We start from the raw sequence: 17,585 nt of genomic DNA on the forward strand, positions 1-17,585 counted from the left end.
GCCCCCGGCACGGGAGCCGGCCGAGCCCCCGGCAGGGTCAGGCCCGGTGGACGATCTCGCCCGCCACCACCACCGTTTCCGCGACCGTGCCCAGGATCTGCTCCGCCGGGACGGCGAGGATGTCCCGGGACAGGACCACGAAGTCCGCCGCCTTGCCCACCGTCAGTGAACCCCGCTCGCCCTCCAGGAAGTTGGCGTAGGCCGAGCCCATCGTGTAGCCGTGCACGGCCGTCTCCACGTCCACCGTCTCCCCCGGCTGCCACGGCTCGCCACCGGACAGGGACCGCCGCGTCACGGCCGTGTAGATGCCGACCATCGGGTCCATCTCCGCCACGTTCCAGTCGCTGGAGAACGCCAGCACCGCCCCCGCCCCGTGCAGGCTCCGCATCGGCCACGCCTTGTGCCAGCGGTCCTCGCCCACGTTCTCCGCCCAGTCCTGGCCCGGCCCCGCGATCTCCGGTGCGCAGTGCCTCGGCTGCATGCAGGCCACCACGCCCAGGTCCCGGAAGCGCGGTACGTCCGCCGGGTCCAGGCACTCCACGTGCACGACCTGGTGGCGGGCGTCGCGCGGGCCGTTGACCGCCCGCGCGTGTTCCACCGCGTCCAGGACGGTCCGGATGCCCCGGTCCCCGGTGGCGTGCACGAAGCACTGGAAGCCCCGCGCGTCCAGCTTCGCCAGCAGCTCCGCGAACTCCTCGGCCGGGTAGAAGGTCTCGCCCCGGTGCGCGCCGCACCCGGCGTACGGTTCCAGCAGCGCGGCCGTCCGCGGCTCCACCACGTCGTCGATGTACAGCTTGAGCGGGCCGACCCGCAGCCGGTCGCCGGAGAACCGGCGGGCGGCGTCCTCGAAGTCGGCCAGGTCGGCGTCGCCCGTCCCCCGGGGGTGGAACAGCGCGGCGACGATCCGCGAGCGCAACCGCCCCTCCGCCCGGGCACGTTCGTACAGTTCCAGGTCGTCGAGGGAGTTCTGCGGCTCCACCACCGTGGTGATGCCGAAGCCGATCGCGTCGTCGAGGCTCTTGGCGAGCCGCCCGTACTGCCGCTCCGGCGAGGCCCACGGCACGCCCAGTTCGCGCAGCGCCCGGTGGCCGTCGCGCGAGAGGCCCTTGACGGCGAAGTCCTTGACGAATCCGGTGGGTTCGCCGGTCTCCGGGTCCACCGCCGCCGTTCCGAAGGGCAGGTCCGTACGGTCCCGGGTGACGCCGAGGCGCCGCATCGCCGTCGTGTTCAGCCAGGCCGTGTGGACGTCGTACGAGAGCACGAGCGCGGGCGTGTCCCCGGTGACCGGGTCCAGGTCGGCGGCGGTCGGCATCCGGCCGTCCGGGACCGCCGAGTAGTCGAAGGCCTCGGCCTCGATCCACTCGGCGTCCGGGTTGGCCTCCCGCCAGGCCAGGATCCGCTCGCGGATGCCCTCCAGCGTGCGCACCCCGGCGAGCTGCACGCAGGCGTCGTCGGAGCCGAGCCGGACGTGGTTGTGCGCGTCGACGAAGCCGGGCAGCACCAGCTTGCCGCCCGCGTCGATCCGCTCGGTGTCCGGGCCGGCCCAGGCGGCGGCTTCGGAGTCGGGGCCGACCCAGACGATCACCCCGTCGCGGACGGCGAGGGCTTCGGCCTCCGGCAGGTCCGGGTCCACGGTGTGGATCCGGGCGCCGGTGAGCAGCAGGTCGGCGGGGAGGGGGCGTGACATGTGGGTGTGCTCCATTGCGTGTGGCGTGCGGCCGCGCATGACGTACGGCCGCACGTGGCGTGCGGCGGGCGGCGTGAGGTTCAGACGGCGGCGGCGTACGCCGGGACCCGGCGCCGGGCCAGTGCCCAGTAGGTGAGCCCGGAGACGACCGAGCCGAGCAGCGTGAGGTCGGCGCCGCCGAGCGGCGCCACGAGCGGCCCGGTCCACAGCGCGGAGTCGCAGGTCAGGGCGGCGAAGACCATGCCCGCGAGGAGGGCGGCCATGCCGGCCGGGTGGTAGCCGGCGCGGTACCAGTAGGCGCCCGCGCTCCCCGCGTGCAGCGCGTCGGCGTCGTAGTGGCAGCGGCGCAGCAGCATGTCGGCGAGGAAGACCCCGCCCCAGGGGGCGAAGACGATGATCAGGAGGGAGAGGAAGGAGAGCAGGGAGGTGGTGAAGTCGGTGAGGAAGAGCGCGGCGAGCGAGCCGACCGCGGTGACGGCGGCGCTGATGGCGAGGGCGCGGGCGCGGCTCCACGGGATGCCGAGGACCTGGAGGTTCAGGCTGGAGGAGTAGAGGGTGATGATCGAGTTGGTGACGGAGCCGCCGAGCACGAGGGCCAGGAACAGCGGCTGGAACCAACCGGGGAGCAGGCCCTGCGCTCCCGCGACCGCGTCGGTCATGTCGGTCTGGGTGGCGGCGGCGACGCCCGCGACACCGAGGGCGACGGAGGAGAGGAAGCCGCCGAGGGCGCCCGTCCAGGTGATGGACCGCAGCGAGGTGGTGCGGGGCAGGTAGCGGGTGTAGTCGGCGGGCATGGGCAGGTACGAGAACGGCCCGGCGAGCATGACCACGAAGGCCAGGCTCCAGCCGGAGAGCCCGGGAGCCGCGGCCGGGGCGGAGGTGTCGGCGCCGGGCAGGACGAGGACGAGGAGCGCGCCGAAGCCGGCGGCGAGGACGTACGCCGCCCAGCGCTCGGCGAACTGCACGGTGGCGTGGCCCCACATGGCGACGGCGAAGGTCAGCGCGAGGGTGATCGCGAGGGCGAGGGCGCGGGCCGGCTTGCCGTCCGCCAGGCCGGTCTGGGCGAGGATCAGCTCCAGCGCCAGGGTGCCCACGACGGTGTTGACGATGGTGTAGCCGATGCTCACCACCCAGTTGAGCACCCCGGCGGGGAAGTTGCCCCGGACTCCGAAGGCGGCGCGGGAGATGACCAGGGTGGCGGTGCCGGTGCGGATGCCGCTGAGCCCGGCGGCGCTGACGGCGAAGAACGACAGTCCGCTGATCACGACCACGGCGGTGGCCTGCCAGAACGAGAGCCCGAAGGCCACGGCCAGGGCGCCGTTGATCACGTAGGTGAAGGTGAGGTTGGACCCGAACCAGAGCCAGAAGAGGTCCTTGGCGCTGCCGTGCCGTTCCTCGTCCGGGATCGGGTCGATGCCGTGCGTTTCGACTCTGAAGACCTCGTCGCTCATCCGCGTACACCCCTGACTGATCTTGAACGGCGTTCTAAGTTCTTGAATGGCATTCAAGATGAGGGGTGCACCGCCCGGCCGTCAAGACCCCGGCCGGGATAAGGTCGGGCCGGGACGGACGAAGGGCGGGAGCGTGGCGGGAGCGGCACGGCGGCGCGACGGGCAGATCGCCCAGGAGCGGATGCTGGAAGAGGCCATGGCGGCGATCGCCGAGGACGGGCTCGCGGCGCTGACCATGTCCAAGCTGGCCGAGCGGCTCGGCACCAGCGGCGGCCACATCCTGTACTACTACGGCAGCAAGGACCGGCTGCTGCTGGAGGCGCTGCGCTGGAGCGAGGAGCGGCTGTCCGAGGAGCGCCGGGAGCTGCTGGGGCGCCGGGTGGCGGCGACCCGCAAGCTCGACCTGTTCCTGGAGCTCTACCTCCCCCTGGGGCCGCGCGACCCGCGCTGGACGCTGTGGATCGAGCTGTGGGCCCGTACGGCCTCCAACGAGCCGCTGAAGGCCGCCCAGGAGGAGATCGACGAGGGCTGGCAGCGGGACCTGGAGGCGCTGCTGGCCAAGGGCGTGGACCAGGGCCGGTTCGCGGCCATGGACGTGCCCGCGCGGGCCTCGGGGCTCCTCGCCCTCCTGGACGGGCTGAGCACCCGCGTGGTGCTGGGCCAGCGCGGCGCGGACCGGTCCCGGGCCCTGGAGCAGGCCCGCTCGGCGGCGGCCCTGCTGGTCCCCCGCGCATAGCCGGAAGGGCCCGCCGGGCAAGAAGCGCCGGGCGGGCCCTTCGGTCGTGCGGTCGGGTCACTCCTCCTCGGCGGCGGCCTTCTCGGCGGCGGCCTCCCCGGCGGCGGCCTTCTCGGCCGGCGCGCCCTCGGCGTTGCCGTAGTACGCCTGGCGCATCAGCCGCTTCATGTCGTCGATCATCGGCATCCGCGGGTTGGCCGGGGCGCACTGGTCGGCGTAGGCGTTCGCGGCCTGGGTCGGCAGGGCCTCGATGAAGGCCCGCTCCTCGACGCCCTCCTCGGCGAAGGAGGCGGGGATCCCGCACCTGGTGCGAAGTTCCTCGACGGCCTTGGCGTAGGACTCGACGCCCTCGGCGGCGGTGGCGGCCGGCAGGCCCAGCATCTTCGCGATCTCCTGGAAGCGCTCCGGGGCCCGGTAGACCTCGGCCTTCGGCCACGGGGTGGCCTTGTGGGTGACCGTGCCGTTGTGGCGGATCACGTGCGGCAGCAGGATCGCGTTGGTGCGGCCGTGGGCGACGTGGAAGGTGTTGCCCAGGGTGTGCGCCATGGCGTGCACCAGGCCGAGGAAGGCGTTGGCGAAGGCCATGCCCGCGACCGCCCCGGCGTTGTGCATCTTCTCGCGGGCCTCGGGGTCGTTCGGCCCGTCGACCACGCACCGCTGCAGGTTCTCGAAGATCAGCTTGATCGCCTGGAGGCAGAGGCCGTCCGTGTAGTCGTTGGAGTACGCGGACACGTACGCCTCGGTGGCGTGCGTCAGGGCGTCGAAGCCGGAGTCGGCGGTCACCTTGGGCGGGAGGCCCATCGGCAGCACCGGGTCGACGATGGCCACGTTCGGGGTCAGCGCGTAGTCGGCGAGCGGGTACTTCTGGGCCGCGGCCGGGTCGGAGATGACGGCGAACGGGGTGACCTCGGAGCCGGTGCCCGACGTGGTCGGGATGGCGACCATCCTGGCCTTCTCGCCGAGCGAGGGGAACGTGTAGGCGCGCTTGCGGACGTCGAAGAACTTCTCCTTGGTGTCCGCGAACTCCACCTCGGGGCGCTCGTACAACAGCCACATGATCTTCGCGGCGTCCATCGGGGAACCGCCGCCGAGGCCGATGATCGTGTCGGGCTTGAAGTCGCGCATCATCGCGGCGCCGGCCCGCACGGTCGACAGCTCCGGGTTGGGCTCGACGTTGTCGATGACCTGGACCGCCACGGCGCCTTCGCGGGCCTGGAGGATGTCGGTGACCTTCCGCACGAAGCCGAGGGCGACCATCGTCTTGTCGGTGACGATCGAGACGCGGCTGATGCCGTCCATCTCGCCGAGGTAGCGGATGGAGTTCCGCTCGAAGTAGATCTTCGGCGGGACCTTGAACCACTGCATGTTGTTGCCCCGCCGTCCGATCCGCTTGACGTTGATCAGGTTCACCGCGGTGACGTTGTTCGACACCGAGTTGTGGCCGTAGGAGCCGCACCCGAGGGTCAGGGAGGGGAGGAAGGCGTTGTAGACGTCGCCGATGCCGCCGAAGGTGGACGGCGAGTTGGCGATGACGCGGACCGCCTTGACCTTCCTGCCGAACTCCTCGACGAGCCGCTCGTCCTCGGCGTGGATGGCTGCGCTGTGGCCCAGTCCGTGGAACTCGACCATCGCGGCGGCCAGTTCGAGGCCGTGCTCGGTGTCGGAGGCCTTCAGAGCGGCCAGTACCGGGGAGAGCTTCTCGCGGGTCAGCGGCTCGCCGTCGCCGACCTCGTCGCACTCGGCGAGGAGGATGGAGGTGCCTTCGGGGACGGTGAAGCCCGCCTGTTCGGCTATCCACTGCGGGGACTTGCCGACGACCGCCGGGTTCAGCTTGGCGCCGGAGGCGTCGGCCGCGTAGGCCGTCGTACCGAAGACGAACTGCTCCAGCTTGGTCTTCTCGGCGGCGGAGACCACATGGGCGCCGAGCCGCTTGAACTCGGCCAGGCCCTGCTCGTAGATCTCGGCGTCCAGGATGACGGCCTGCTCGGAGGCGCAGATCATGCCGTTGTCGAAGGCCTTGGAGAGCACGATGTCGTGGATCGCGCGGCCGAGCTTGGCGCTCTTGTGGACGTACGCCGGGACGTTGCCGGCGCCGACGCCGAGGGCCGGCTTCCCGCAGGAGTAGGCCGCCTTGACCATGGCGTTGCCGCCGGTCGCGAGGATGGTGGAGACGCCCGGGTGGTTCATCAGGGCTCCGGTGGCCTCCATGGAGGGTGCGGTCACCCACTGCACGCAGTTCTCCGGGGCGCCGGCGGCGACGGCGGCGTCGCGCACGATGCGGGCGGCCTCGGCGGAGCAGTTCTGCGCGGAGGGGTGGAAGGCGAAGACGATCGGGTTGCGGGTCTTCAGCGCGATCAGCGCCTTGAAGATCGTGGTCGAGGTCGGGTTGGTGACGGGGGTCATCGCGCAGACGACGCCGACGGGTTCGGCCATCTCGGTGATGCCGTTGAGTTCGTCGCGGCCGATGACGCCGGCGGTCTTCAGGCCGCGCATCGAGTTGACGACGTGCTCGCAGGCGAAGAGGTTCTTGACGGCCTTGTCCTCGAAGAGGCCGCGGCCGGTCTCCTCGACGGCGAGCCCGGCGAGTTCGCCGTGTGCGCTCAGGGCGGCCAGGGAAGCCTTCTTGACGATGTGGTCGACCTGCTCCTGATTGAACGACTCGAACCGGTCGAGGGCCTTGAGCGCGCCCTGGACCAGCCCGTCCACCATCTCGTTGGCCTGCATGGCGGGAACTCCTTCATTTCGAACCCGGCCCGAACCGGCGACCGGCTGCTTTTCCTGATGACTCGACCTGATGACTCGACCTGATGCCTCAATTCGACACCCGAAAGCGGAAGCAGCGGCGCCGATAAAGCCCTTTCCCGGCAGGCCGAAGGGCAGTTCACACCCGTTCACGCCCCCGGGATTGCCAGCTTGACCTGGGCATATGCGGGAGGACTAAAGACCCCTGTCCCCTTGTGAAAACTTTCACAAGAATTTCGCGCGAAGTGCGCCCTACCGCGCTCCTCCCCCAGCGAGCACAATCACCGTGACCAGTTCGCGTCGACCGTGAGGGAGGGAGTGCGTGCGCAATCAGGTGCGCGCCACGGACGGACGGGCGCTCTCGGTGGAGCGCTGGGGCGATCCGGACGGCAAACCGGTGTTCCTGCTCCACGGCATGCCCGGCAGCAGACTCGGGCCGGCCCCTCGGGGCATGGTCCTCTACCAGCGCCGCATGCAGCTCATCGCCTACGACCGGCCCGGCTACGGCGGCTCCGACCGCCACCCGGGCCGCACCGTCGCCGACGTCGCCCAGGACGTGGCCGACATCGCCGACACCCTCGGCATCGACAAATTCGCCGTGGCGGGCCGCTCCGGCGGCGCGGCCGGCGCCCTGGCCTGCGCGGCCCTGCTCCCGGACCGGGTCACCCGGACGGCGGCCCTGGTCCCCCTCGCCCCCCGGGACGCGGAGGACCTGGACTGGTTCGCCGGCATGGCCGCCTCGAACGTACGGGAGTACACCACCGCCACCGCCGACCCCGAGGAGCTCTCGGCCCGGCTCATCCCCCGCGCCGACGGTATCCGCAAGGACCCCGGACGGCTCTTGGAGGAGCTGCGCCGGGAGCTGACCGCCAGCGACCGCATGATCGTCTCCGACGCCGGGCTGCGGTCGATGCTGCTGCGCAACTACAGCGAGGGCCTGCGCCGATCGGCGTACGGCTGGATCGACGACATGCTCGCCTTCAGCCGCCCCTGGGGCTTCGACCCGGCGGACATCGGCTGCCCCGTGCTGATCTGGCACGGGGAGCTCGACGTGTTCTCCCCCGTGGGGCACTCCCGCTGGCTGGCGAGCCGCATCCCGGACGCCACCACCACCATCGACCCGGCCGCCGCGCACTTCGCGGCCCTGCGCGCGCTGCCGGACGTACTGACCTGGCTCCTGCGCGACCTGCCCACGCCCCCACTCAGCGAACAGCAGCCCGCCTAGGGCGGGCCCAGCCCAGGCTCTACGAGCCCACCAGCAGCCCCAGCACCTCGCCGAGCCGTGCCCGTACCGCCGGGTCGGCGAGGGTCCCGTCGGGGCCGGTCTGCTGCCCGGACACCGGGATCCGTACGCAGGCCTCCTCCACCACTGCGGCGCCCGTGTAGCCGAGGACCGTGCGCAGCGTGGCCTCGGCGCCGCCACCGCGGCCCGGGGCGGCGGCGTTCACCCAGGCCACGGGCTTGTCGCCGATCTCGGTGCCGCCGACCGTCCAGTCCAGGAGGTTCTTGAAGGAGCCCGGCAGGGTGCCCGCGTACTCCGGCGTGCAGACCAGGAGCGCGTCGGCCCCGGCGATCGCCGCGCGCAGTTCGGCGACCGGGGCGGGCAGGGGGTCGGTGTCGTGGTCGGGGTTGAAGTGCGGGAGCTCCCCGAGGCCTTCGTAGAGCGCCGTGCGTACGCCCCCGGCGGACTCGGCGGCCACGGCGTGCGCGGTGCGCAGCACCGCCTCGTTGGAGGAACCGGCACGCAGACTTCCGGACAACAGCAGGATCAGTGGCTCAGTGGTCATCCGGCCAACCTACCGACCGGGTCCGGCGCAGGTCAGGCCCGTCTCACGGCCGGCTCACGACCGCGCCGACGCCTCCGGGAAGAGAAATGGATCTTGCCGTGATGCGAACGGACGAATAGCCGACCTCGGGTAATGCCGCACGCTTTCTATAGAACGGTTGATCAGGCGTCATGTCTCGGTCGCTCAATGGGGTGTGGCCGAGTAAAGTCCACGCTTGACAGCAGCGCGTCGCTGCTGCCATTCACATGCCCATTCAACGTGGCTTCCCCAAGGACGGTGTCGTGAACACTTCCGCAACCCCCCCGACCAGCACGGTCAAGGCCGACCGGGTCCCCCTCGACCGGATCGACGTCCGCAGCGCGTCCGCGACCGCCGCACTCGGCCGCGTGCTGCAGACGGAATCCCGCCGCTCCGTCCAGGCCCCCATCTTCAACTCCGCACTCTGACGGTGGAGTAAGCGCTCTAGACTGGTGGAATGACCGGCCTGATCGCTTTTCGCGAGATCGTCCTGAAAGTTCACAGCAGATGCGATCTTGCTTGTGATCATTGCTATGTCTACGAACACGCAGATCAGAGCTGGCGAGCCCGGCCGAAAGTGATCTCCCCCGAGGTTATTTCACAGACCGCGTCGCGGCTCGCCGAACATGCCCGTGACCATGCACTCCCCTCCGTCACGGTGATCCTCCATGGAGGGGAACCCCTGTTGGCGGGCACGGCCCGACTCCGCCTCGTGTGCGAGGAATTCACCCGGGCACTCGCCGGAATCGCCGACCTCGACCTGCGGATCCACACCAACGGGCTCCAGCTCAGCACCCGTTACCTCGATCTCTTCGACGAGTACGACGTGCGGGTCGGCATCTCCCTCGACGGGGACCGTGCCGCCAACGACCGCCACCGCCGCTTCGCGGACGGCCGTACGAGCCACCCGCTGGTCCTGGCCGCCGTCGCCCTGCTCCGCTCCGCGCCGTACCGCCACCTCTACCAGGGCCTGCTCTGCACCGTGGACGTGGCCAACGACCCCGTCGCCGTACTGGACGCGCTCGTCGAACTGGAGCCGCCGCGCGTCGACTTCCTGCTCCCCCACGCCACCTGGGAGGCCCCGCCGGCCCGCCCCGACGGCGCGTCCGACGCGTACGCCCGCTGGCTCCTGCGGATCTTCGACCACTGGGAGCGCCGCGAACGGCCGGTCCCCGTACGGCTCTTCGAGTCGCTGCTGTCCACCCTGCGCGGCGGTCCCAGCCTGACCGAGTCCCTCGGCCTCGCGCCCACCGACCTCGTCGTGGTCGAGACCGACGGGAGCCTGGAGCAGGTGGACTCCCTCAAGAGCGCCTTCGAGGGCGCCGCCGCCACCGGGTTCAACGTCTTCGACCACGCATTTGACCAGGTCGCGGCCCATCCCGGGGTCCGCGCCAGGCAGCTGGGCCTCGCGGGCGTCAGCGACGCGTGCCGCCGGTGCCCCGTCGTACGTTCGTGCGGCGGAGGGCTCTACACCCACCGCTACCGGGAGTCGAACGGCTTCGACAACCCCTCCGTGTACTGCACCGATCTGCGCGAGCTCGTGGACGGGGTCGAGGGCCGCACCGCCGCCCGGGAGACCGCGCCGCAGCTCACCGATCCCGCCCGGCTGGCCCGCTCCCAGGAGGAGTTGACCCGGGTCCTGCTGGCCCGCCTGCACACCGACCTGGCCGCCGAGCCCGGCTGGGCGCGGGCCTGGGAGCTGCTCGGCGCCGTGGAGCGGGCCGGGGACGCCGGCGTGCGGGCGCTGGACGCCGTACTGGACCACCCGTTCACCCGGACCTGGGTGCTGGCGGCCCTGGACGGCGGCGGCGCCCCGGACGGCCCCGAGGCCGCGCGCAGGCTGACCGCGCTCGCGGCGGCGGCCGTGCTGCGGGGCGGGCTGGACCTGCCGGCCGAGGTGGCCTTCCGGGACGGCGAGGTGTACCTGCCGACGCTCGGGCTGCTGCGGCTCGGGGAGCCCGGCACGGAGGGCCGGGCCGTGCTGCGCGTCACCGAGGAGGGGTACGCAGCACGCGACGGCCGCACCGAGCACCGCTTCGGCCCGGCGGCGGGGGACGCGCGCTGGCAGCCCGTACGGACCTGGTCGCCCGGGCCGGACGAGGCCCCGGTGGCGCTGGAGGACCTCGACCCGTACCGCAACTGCTTCGCCCGCCCGCCCAGGCTGCGGCTCGGCGCCGGGGAGGCCGAGGAGTGGCGGGGCCGCCTCGACGCGGCGTGGGCGCTGCTGCGCTCGGCCGTACCGGAGTTCGCCCCGGCGGCGGCCGGCGGGCTGACCACCCTGACCCCGCTCGCGGGCGGCCCCCGGGCCGGCGACTGGGGCGAGGCGGGCCGGCACGGGCCGGGGGCGCTCGGGGTGCCGTACGAGGCGGGGGTCCCGGAGACGGCGCTGGCGCTGCTCACCGGGCGGCGCCGGGCCCGGCTGCGGGCGCTGACCGAGGTGACCGACCTGTACGCGCTGGACGGGCAGTGGCAGCACCCCTCGCCGTGGCGTTCCCGCCCGGTCCCGGTTTCCCGGCTGCTGGCCGACGTACACGAGCGGGTCGCGGTGGAGGCCTACCGGCGGGCCACGCGGTCGCCCGAACCGGGCGGCTCGGACCGCATCCACCAGGCCCTGGACCGCCTCTCGGAGGCGGCCGAGCTGACCACCACCGGCAAGCGCCTGGTCGCGGAACTCCGCTGGGAACTGAAGGCGGTCGACGCGTGAGCGCCTCCGGCCGGGACAACGCCGTCCCTGCCGCAGTCGCAGCCGCAGCCGCAGCCGCACCGTCAGGCGAAGACCTGTTCCCCGCCCCGCGGGGCCGGACCGCGGACCTTCGACCGGCCGGGGCGGCCCGGGGCCCGGTCCGCGCCGCCGCGGCACGGACCCCCGCGGGCGAGCCGCGAGGCGTACTCGCGCTCGCGGTGCACCTGCGGCTGCTCGGGGTGCGGCCGGGGATGCGGCTGCTGGTGCACGCCTCGCTCGGGGGTACCGGGTTGGCCCCGGTGCCGCTGCGGGACGCCCTGCTGGGTGTGCTCGGGCCGCGCGGGACCCTGATGGTCCCCACGTTCACCCCGGAGAACTCCACCACCTCCAGCGCCCACCTGGCGCGTGTCGCGGGCCTGACCGAGCCCGAGGTGCGGGCCTTCCGGGAGCGGATGCCCGCCTTCGACCCGGCGAGCACCCCCAGCCAGGGCATGGGCGCCCTCGCCGAGGCCGTCCGTACCTCGCCCGGCGCCGCGCGCAGCTCCCACCCGCAGACCTCCTTCGCCGCCCTCGGCGAGGACGCGCGGCGGCTTTGCTCCGGTCACCGCCTGGAAAGCCACATGGGCGAGGAGTCCCCCTTGGGAAAGATGTGCTGGGAGGGGGCCCAGGTACTCATGATCAATGTGGGATTTTCCGTCTGCTCCGCATTCCACCTCGCGGAGTATCGAATTCCGAAGCCCCCCTTGCGCATGTACGAGTGTGTGGTGAAGGTGAACCTTCCAGGGGGCGGGCAGGGGTACCCGCAAGACCGGCAGGGGTACCTGCAAGAGGGGGAGTGGACCGCGTACGAGGACGTCGCGCTGGACGACAGCGATTTCGCCGAGATCGGCGGCGCGTTCCCGGATGCCCGGGTGCGCAGGGGACGGGTGGGAGGGGCGTCGGCCATGCTCTTCTCCCTCCCGGATGCCGTTGATCACGCGCTTGAGTGGATGACCGAAAACAGACGCTGATTGACTGAACGATGAGGGGATGCGGCGAAGCAGCTCCGGAATGATGTTTCTTCGCTCGCAATCTTCGGGACGGGGGTCGTGTGCCCGCAAAAAAAGGGGAGCCGTACTTTTTTCTCAGCTACGCGCATACGCCGAGATTCGGAGCGGGGGGACCCGACCCGGACATGTGGGTGGAGCGCCTCTTCCGCGATCTCTGCGGCCACGTCATGGCGATGACGGACCTGCCCGCCGGCTTCCCGGTCGGCTTCATGGACCGGGACATACGCAGCGGTGAGGGCTGGTCGGAACGGCTCGCCGAGGCGCTCGCCAACTGCCGCGTCTTCGTTCCCCTGTTCTCACCGCGGTACTTCAAGAGCCAGATGTGCGGGAAGGAGTGGTACGCCTTCGCCCAGCGCGCCATTCACCACGGCGCGGTCAGCCCCGGCGGCGAGCCGCCCGAGGCCATCGTGCCCGCGTTATGGGTGCCGGTGCCGCCCGCCCAACTGCCCGGTCCCGCCGAGCGGTTGCAGTTCAACCACAACACCTTCGGCGAGCGTTACGTCACCGACGGGCTGTACGGGCTGATCAAGCTGCGCGGTTACGCCGAGCAGTACGAGAAGGCCGTGTACGAGCTCGCCCGGCGCATCGTCCACGTCGGCAAGAACATCGACCTCGCCCCCGTCCGGCCGGTGGACTACCGGGTGGTCCCGAGCGCCTTCGGCACCACCGAAAGCCCCGCCGGGGGCCTTTCCCGCACCCTCCACGTGACGGTGGCGGCCGCTTCCCGGCACGACCTGCCGGAGGGGCGCAGCCCCGAGTACTACGGGGACAGCGCGCTGGAGTGGAACCCGTACCATCCGGTCGCCCAGCGGCCCATCGCGTACGTCGCCGAGGACCTGGTCAAGAACCTCAACTACCAGACCACCGTGGCCTCCTTCGACGACGAGGCCGGGCACTTCGACAGCAAGCAGCCGCCGACCCGGCCGGAGATCCTGATCGTCGACCGGTGGGCGGTGGAGGACGAGCACCGGCGCCGTCGGCTGGCCGCCTTCGACCAGGAGCACCGCCCGTGGATCAACGTGGTCGTGCCGTGGAACCGCTACGACAGCCAGAGCCGCGCGAAGGAGGCCGAGTTGACCCGGCGGCTGGAGGAGACCCTGCCCGTCAAGATGAGACAGGGTCGGGCCGCCTGTCGGGCCGCCGCCAACGGCGTGGCGAGCATGGAGACCCTCGGCCAGATCCTCCCGCAGGTGGTCGAGGCGGCCGCCCAGCAGTTCCTCAGACACGCCCAGGTGTACCTGCCGGCCGGCAACGCCCAGATCGAACGGCCGCGGCTGCTGGGGCCCATGGGGATGAGCGGACCGCCCGCCCCGCCGAGGGTCCCCTTCCCGACGGACGCGCACGACGACGGTCACACCGCCGAGAGCGAAGACGGCGACGGCGACGGCACCGAGGACAGCACCGACGACACAGACCGGGGGGACGCGGATGACAGCGAGTCGTGACAGCGAAGACAGCCGTGACGGACGCATCGTCACCTTCTACTCGTACAAGGGCGGCACGGGCCGCACCATGGCGCTGGCCAACACCGCCTGGATCCTCGCGGCCAACGGCAAGCGGGTCCTCGCCGTGGACTGGGACCTGGAGGCCCCTGGCCTGCACCGCTTCTTCCACCCCTTCCTGGACCCCTCCACCCTGGGGGCCACCACCGGGGTCATCGATCTGATCAGCGAGTACGCGTGGGCCGCCACCAGCCCGGTGCAGCGCGCCGACGACTGGCACAGGGACTACGCGCGGATCCAGCCGCACGCGGTCTCCCTCACCCCCGAGACCCTCGGCTGGGAGTTCCCGGACGGCGGCACCCTCGACTTCGTGTCGGCGGGCCGGCAGAACCGCGAGTACTCCGCGACCGTCTCCACCTTCGACTGGGACAACTTCTACGACCGGCTCGGCGGTGGTCTCTTCTTCGACGCCTTACGCGAGGACATGAAGAGGAACTACGACTACGTCCTGATCGACAGCCGGACCGGCCTGTCCGACATCGCGGACATCTGCACCGTCCACCTCCCGGACGTCCTGGTCGACTGCTTCACCCTCTCCGACCAGTCCATCGACGGCGCCGCCGCGGTGGCCCGGCAGATCGACGAGCGGTTCGGCGACCGGGGCATCAAGATCTACCCCGTTCCGATGCGCATCGACGAGGGCGAGAAGGAGAAGGCGGACGCGGGCCGGGCGCTGGCCCGGATCAAGTTCGACCGCTTCCCCAACGGACTCGTCGGGGACGAACTCACCTCCTACTGGGGCGCGGTGGAGATTCCGTACCGCCCCTACTACGCCTACGAGGAGACCCTGGCCACCTTCGGGGACGAGGCGGGGCTCACCAACTCCCTGCTCTCCGCCTTCGAGCGGCTCACCACCGTGGTCACCGAGGGCGCCATCACCTCGATGCCGGTCATCGGCGAGGAGGTGCGCCTGCGCATCCGGGACGCCTTCACCCGGCGCCGCCCGGCGCTCCCCGCCGACCTGTTCCTCTCCTACGTCGCCGAGAACCGGATGTGGGCCGACTGGATCGAGTCGGTGCTCACCCGGGCCGGTTTCCGCGTCGTCCCCAGGGACGTGTCCGCCGAGCGGGTGGCCGGGTCGGATTCCGGGGACACCATCGGCGGGGCGGGCATCAGCGTCGACAATGCCGCCCGGACGGTGGTGCTGCTCTCCAGCGCCTACCTCAAGTCCGCCCGGGCCGTGGACGTGTGGGAGCGGGCGGCCGCCGAGGACCCGACCGGGGGCCGGCGCCATCTGGTGGCGCTGCGGGTGGGCGACGTACGCCTGGCGACGCCCTACATCGACCGCAATCCGGTGGACCTCTTCCGGCTCGACGAGGTGCACGCGACCACCGCCCTGCTGCGCGCGGTGGAGCGGCCGATGGCCCTGAACGACACCGTGGCCAGTGCTTCCCAGCCCGGCCCGCGCTTCCCGGGGACCGTTCCGAAGATCTGGAACGCGCCGCCCCGCAATCCCGGCTTCACCGGGCGCTCGATGGTGCTGGAGCGGATGCGCGACCAGCTCGGCGGCGGGATTTCCGTGGTGCTGCCGCAGCCGCAGACCCTGTTCGGTCTCGGCGGCGTCGGCAAGACCCAGGTGGCGCTGGAGTACGTCCACCGCTTCATGGCCGACTACGACCTGGTGTGGTGGATCTCCTCGGAACAGACCGACGACGTGGTCGCGGCCCTCGCGGAGCTGGCCGTACGCCTCGGCGCGCAGACCGGCGAGGACATGGCGGCCGCCTCGCAGGAGGCGATCGACCTGCTGCGGCGCGGGGTGCCGTCCTCGCGCTGGCTGCTGGTCTTCGACAACGCGGACGATCCCGAGACGCTCAAGCGGTACTTCCCGCCGGGCGGCCCGGGCCACGTGCTGGTGACCTCCCGCAACCAGTCCTGGTCGCAGTACGGTGACGCGCTGCCCGTGGACGTGTTCCTGCGCGAGGAGTCCATCGAGCACCTGCAGCGCCGGGCTCCCGGGCTCAGCAAGGAGGACGCCGAGCAGGTGGCGATAGCGGTGGGCGACCTGCCGCTCGCCGTCGAGCAGGCGGGCGCGTGGATCGCGGAGACCGCGACCCCGGTGTCCGCGTACATCGAGCAGCTGGCCCAGCAGGCCGCCCGGGTGCTGGGTCTGAACCAGCCGCCGGGATATCCGGAGCCGGTGGCCGCCACCTGGAACATCTCCATCGAGCGGCTGCAGTCCCGCTCCCCCGCCGCCGTGCGGCTGCTCCAGCTCTGCGCCTTCCTGGCGCCGGAGCCGATCTCGGCGAACCTGCTCTACAGCAAGGAGATGATCGACGCGCTCAAGCCGTACGACTCCTCGCTGCAGGAGAAGCTGGTGCTGGGCCGGGTGATCCGGGAGATCGGCCGGTTCGCGCTGGCCAAGGTCGACCAGGTCAGCAACAGCATCCAGGTGCACCGTCTGGTCCAGGCCGTGATCCGGTCCCAGATGACGGAGGAGGAGCAGCGGGAGGCCCGGCACTCCGTCCACCGGATCCTGGCGGGCGCCCGGCCGGACGACGACGAGCCGATCGACAACCCGGAGACCTGGCCGCGGTTCAACACGATCTGGTCGCACCTGACCCCGTCGGAGGCCCGGTTCTGCAAGGAGCCGGAAACGCGCAGGCTGCTGATCGACCGGGTCCGCTACCTGTGGAAGCGCGGTGACTTCAAGGCGGCGTACGCGCTCGGCGAGGAGCTGCGGGAGTCCTGGAAGGAGATGCTGGGCAACGACGACCTCCAGTACCTGTACCTGCGCTTCCACTTGTCGAACATCCTGCGCTCGCAGGGCCGGTTCGTGGAGGCGAAGGAACTGGACGAGGTCACGCTGGAGCGGCAGAAGGCCGTGCTCGGCCCCTCGCACCCGCACACGTACATGACCATGAGCGGTCTCGCCAACACCCTGGGCGCCCTGGGCCAGTACGGCGAGGCGATGGAGCTGGCGACCGACGCGCACGAGGGCTTCAGCCAGATCTTCCACGAGGCACACCCGCGCACGCTGGCCGCCGCGAACAACCTGGCGCTGAACCTGCGGCTGGTCGGGCAGTACACCAGAGCCCGCGAGATCGACCAGGAGGTGCACGACCTGCGCACCGAGGTGCTCGGGCCGGAGCACCCGTACACCCTGTCCTCCGCGCAGAACCTCGCCCGTGACCTGCGCGAGGTGGGCCGGTACGAGGATTCGGTGCAGCTGCTCGGCCGGACGTACGAGAGCTACAAGCGCACGCTGGGCCGGGCCTTCCCGGGCACCCTGGCGGCCGCGAAGAACCTCGCGGTGTCGCTGCGCCGGGCGGGCCAGCTGGAGGACGCCCTCCGGCTGACCACGGCCACCCGGGCCCGCTACCGGGCCAAGTACACCTCGGTCAACCCGGACCTGCTGTCCTGCGAGCTGAACCTGGCCTCGGACATGTTCGCGACCGGGGACCCGGGCGGGGCGCGGGACCTGGCGCAGGAGGTGGTGGACGAGTACATGAAGGTGCCGGGCGAGCGGCACCCGTACACCCTGGCGGCCGTGAACAACCTGGCGGTGTTCCACTGGGGCACGGGCGCGGCGGAGACGGCGGAGAAGATGCTGCGGCAGACGATCCGGCTGATGCGGGACGTGCTCGGCGACAACCACCCGCACACCGTCTTCGCCAACCTCAACCTGGCCAACACCCGGGCCGACCTGGGCGATCCGGAGGGCGCCCTGGAGTTGGAGCGGCTCGCGGTGATGCGGCTGCGCGAGGCGCTCGGGGCGCACCATCCCGAGACGCTGGCGAGCGCCTCCAACATGGCGGTCAGCCTGGACTCGATGGGCCGCAAGGAGGAGGCGGCCCGGCTGCGGGCGGAGGCGGTCGCCGAGCTGACGCGGCTCCTCGGCGAGGACCACGGGCTGACCCGGTACGCCCGTGACGAGCGGCGGGTCCACCGCGACCTGGAGCCGCTCGCCGTGTGATCCGAAGGAGGGCGGCG

General features: G+C 71.6%; 11 protein-coding genes. 7 read left to right on the top strand and 4 right to left on the bottom strand.

Annotated elements, in window-relative coordinates; translation table 11 throughout:
* Positions 1-37: 37 nt before the first annotated feature.
* Positions 38-1,687, bottom strand: a complete 1,650-nt coding sequence (locus tag ACFV9H_RS07225) for an amidohydrolase (protein WP_385394467.1) — start codon at positions 1,685-1,687, stop codon at positions 38-40.
* Between the two features lie 80 nt (positions 1,688-1,767).
* On the bottom strand, positions 1,768-3,138 hold the full coding sequence (locus ACFV9H_RS07230; RefSeq protein WP_385394469.1) for a purine-cytosine permease family protein: 1,371 nt from the start codon (positions 3,136-3,138) through the stop codon (positions 1,768-1,770).
* A gap of 133 nt (positions 3,139-3,271) precedes the next feature.
* On the opposite strand from ACFV9H_RS07230, the gene ACFV9H_RS07235 reads away from it, so the two are divergent.
* The gene (locus ACFV9H_RS07235) at positions 3,272-3,874 is read left to right on the top strand and encodes a TetR/AcrR family transcriptional regulator (RefSeq protein WP_385394472.1); all 603 of its coding nucleotides are present in this window, start codon (positions 3,272-3,274) and stop codon (positions 3,872-3,874) included.
* Positions 3,875-3,931: 57 nt separating this feature from the next.
* Here the strand turns inward: ACFV9H_RS07235 and adhE are convergent, their stop codons facing one another.
* Complete coding sequence (gene adhE, locus ACFV9H_RS07240) at positions 3,932-6,598, bottom strand: bifunctional acetaldehyde-CoA/alcohol dehydrogenase (RefSeq protein WP_385394475.1); 2,667 nt, start codon at positions 6,596-6,598, stop codon at positions 3,932-3,934.
* Positions 6,599-6,938: 340 nt separating this feature from the next.
* Between adhE and ACFV9H_RS07245 the strand changes: the two genes are divergently transcribed.
* On the top strand, positions 6,939-7,841 hold the full coding sequence (locus ACFV9H_RS07245) for an alpha/beta fold hydrolase (protein ID WP_385394477.1): 903 nt from the start codon (positions 6,939-6,941) through the stop codon (positions 7,839-7,841).
* Between the two features lie 19 nt (positions 7,842-7,860).
* Here the strand turns inward: ACFV9H_RS07245 and ACFV9H_RS07250 are convergent, their stop codons facing one another.
* Entirely contained in the window at positions 7,861-8,403 is a 543-nt protein-coding gene (locus tag ACFV9H_RS07250; RefSeq protein ID WP_385394479.1) for an NADPH-dependent FMN reductase, read from the bottom strand.
* 281 nt (positions 8,404-8,684) lie between these two features.
* Here ACFV9H_RS07250 and fxsA point away from each other — a divergent pair, with 281 nt between their 5' ends.
* The 5 genes from fxsA to fxsT all read left to right on the top strand — a co-directional run bounded on the left by fxsA (position 8,685) and on the right by fxsT (position 17,568).
* A complete protein-coding gene (gene fxsA, locus ACFV9H_RS07255) occupies positions 8,685-8,849 on the top strand; it encodes an FxSxx-COOH cyclophane-containing RiPP peptide (protein WP_385394482.1) in 165 nt (54 codons plus the stop codon).
* A gap of 29 nt (positions 8,850-8,878) precedes the next feature.
* On the top strand, positions 8,879-11,125 hold the full coding sequence (gene fxsBH, locus ACFV9H_RS07260; protein WP_385394484.1) for a radical SAM/SPASM protein FxsBH, inactivated beta-hydroxylase extension form: 2,247 nt from the start codon (positions 8,879-8,881) through the stop codon (positions 11,123-11,125).
* 230 nt (positions 11,126-11,355) lie between these two features.
* On the top strand, positions 11,356-12,114 hold the full coding sequence (locus ACFV9H_RS07265; RefSeq protein ID WP_385394644.1) for an aminoglycoside N(3)-acetyltransferase: 759 nt from the start codon (positions 11,356-11,358) through the stop codon (positions 12,112-12,114).
* A gap of 80 nt (positions 12,115-12,194) precedes the next feature.
* The gene (locus tag ACFV9H_RS07270) at positions 12,195-13,598 is read left to right on the top strand and encodes a TIR-like protein FxsC (protein WP_385394487.1); all 1,404 of its coding nucleotides are present in this window, start codon (positions 12,195-12,197) and stop codon (positions 13,596-13,598) included.
* On the top strand, positions 13,582-17,568 hold the full coding sequence (fxsT, locus tag ACFV9H_RS07275) for an FxSxx-COOH system tetratricopeptide repeat protein (protein ID WP_385394489.1): 3,987 nt from the start codon (positions 13,582-13,584) through the stop codon (positions 17,566-17,568). Before ACFV9H_RS07270 ends, fxsT begins: the two co-directional genes overlap by 17 nt.
* Positions 17,569-17,585: the final 17 nt, after the last annotated feature.

It is taken from the genome of Streptomyces sp. NPDC059874, from assembly GCF_042731135.1.
In the GTDB taxonomy this organism is placed as follows: Bacteria; Actinomycetota; Actinomycetes; order Streptomycetales; family Streptomycetaceae; genus Streptomyces.

Bases quoted from the DNA above. Each gene is read 5' to 3' on its own strand.
- adhE (WP_385394475.1), bottom strand. From the start codon at position 6,598: ATGCAGGCCAACGAGATGGTGGACGGGCTGGTCCAGGGCGCGCTCAAG.
- fxsT (WP_385394489.1), top strand. From the start codon at position 13,582: ATGACAGCGAGTCGTGACAGCGAAGACAGCCGTGACGGACGCATCGTC.
- fxsBH (WP_385394484.1), top strand. From the start codon at position 8,879: ATGACCGGCCTGATCGCTTTTCGCGAGATCGTCCTGAAAGTTCACAGC.
- ACFV9H_RS07225 (WP_385394467.1), bottom strand. From the start codon at position 1,687: ATGTCACGCCCCCTCCCCGCCGACCTGCTGCTCACCGGCGCCCGGATC.
- ACFV9H_RS07250 (WP_385394479.1), bottom strand. From the start codon at position 8,403: ATGACCACTGAGCCACTGATCCTGCTGTTGTCCGGAAGTCTGCGTGCC.
- ACFV9H_RS07265 (WP_385394644.1), top strand. From the start codon at position 11,356: ATGCGGCTGCTGGTGCACGCCTCGCTCGGGGGTACCGGGTTGGCCCCG.
- ACFV9H_RS07230 (WP_385394469.1), bottom strand. From the start codon at position 3,138: ATGAGCGACGAGGTCTTCAGAGTCGAAACGCACGGCATCGACCCGATC.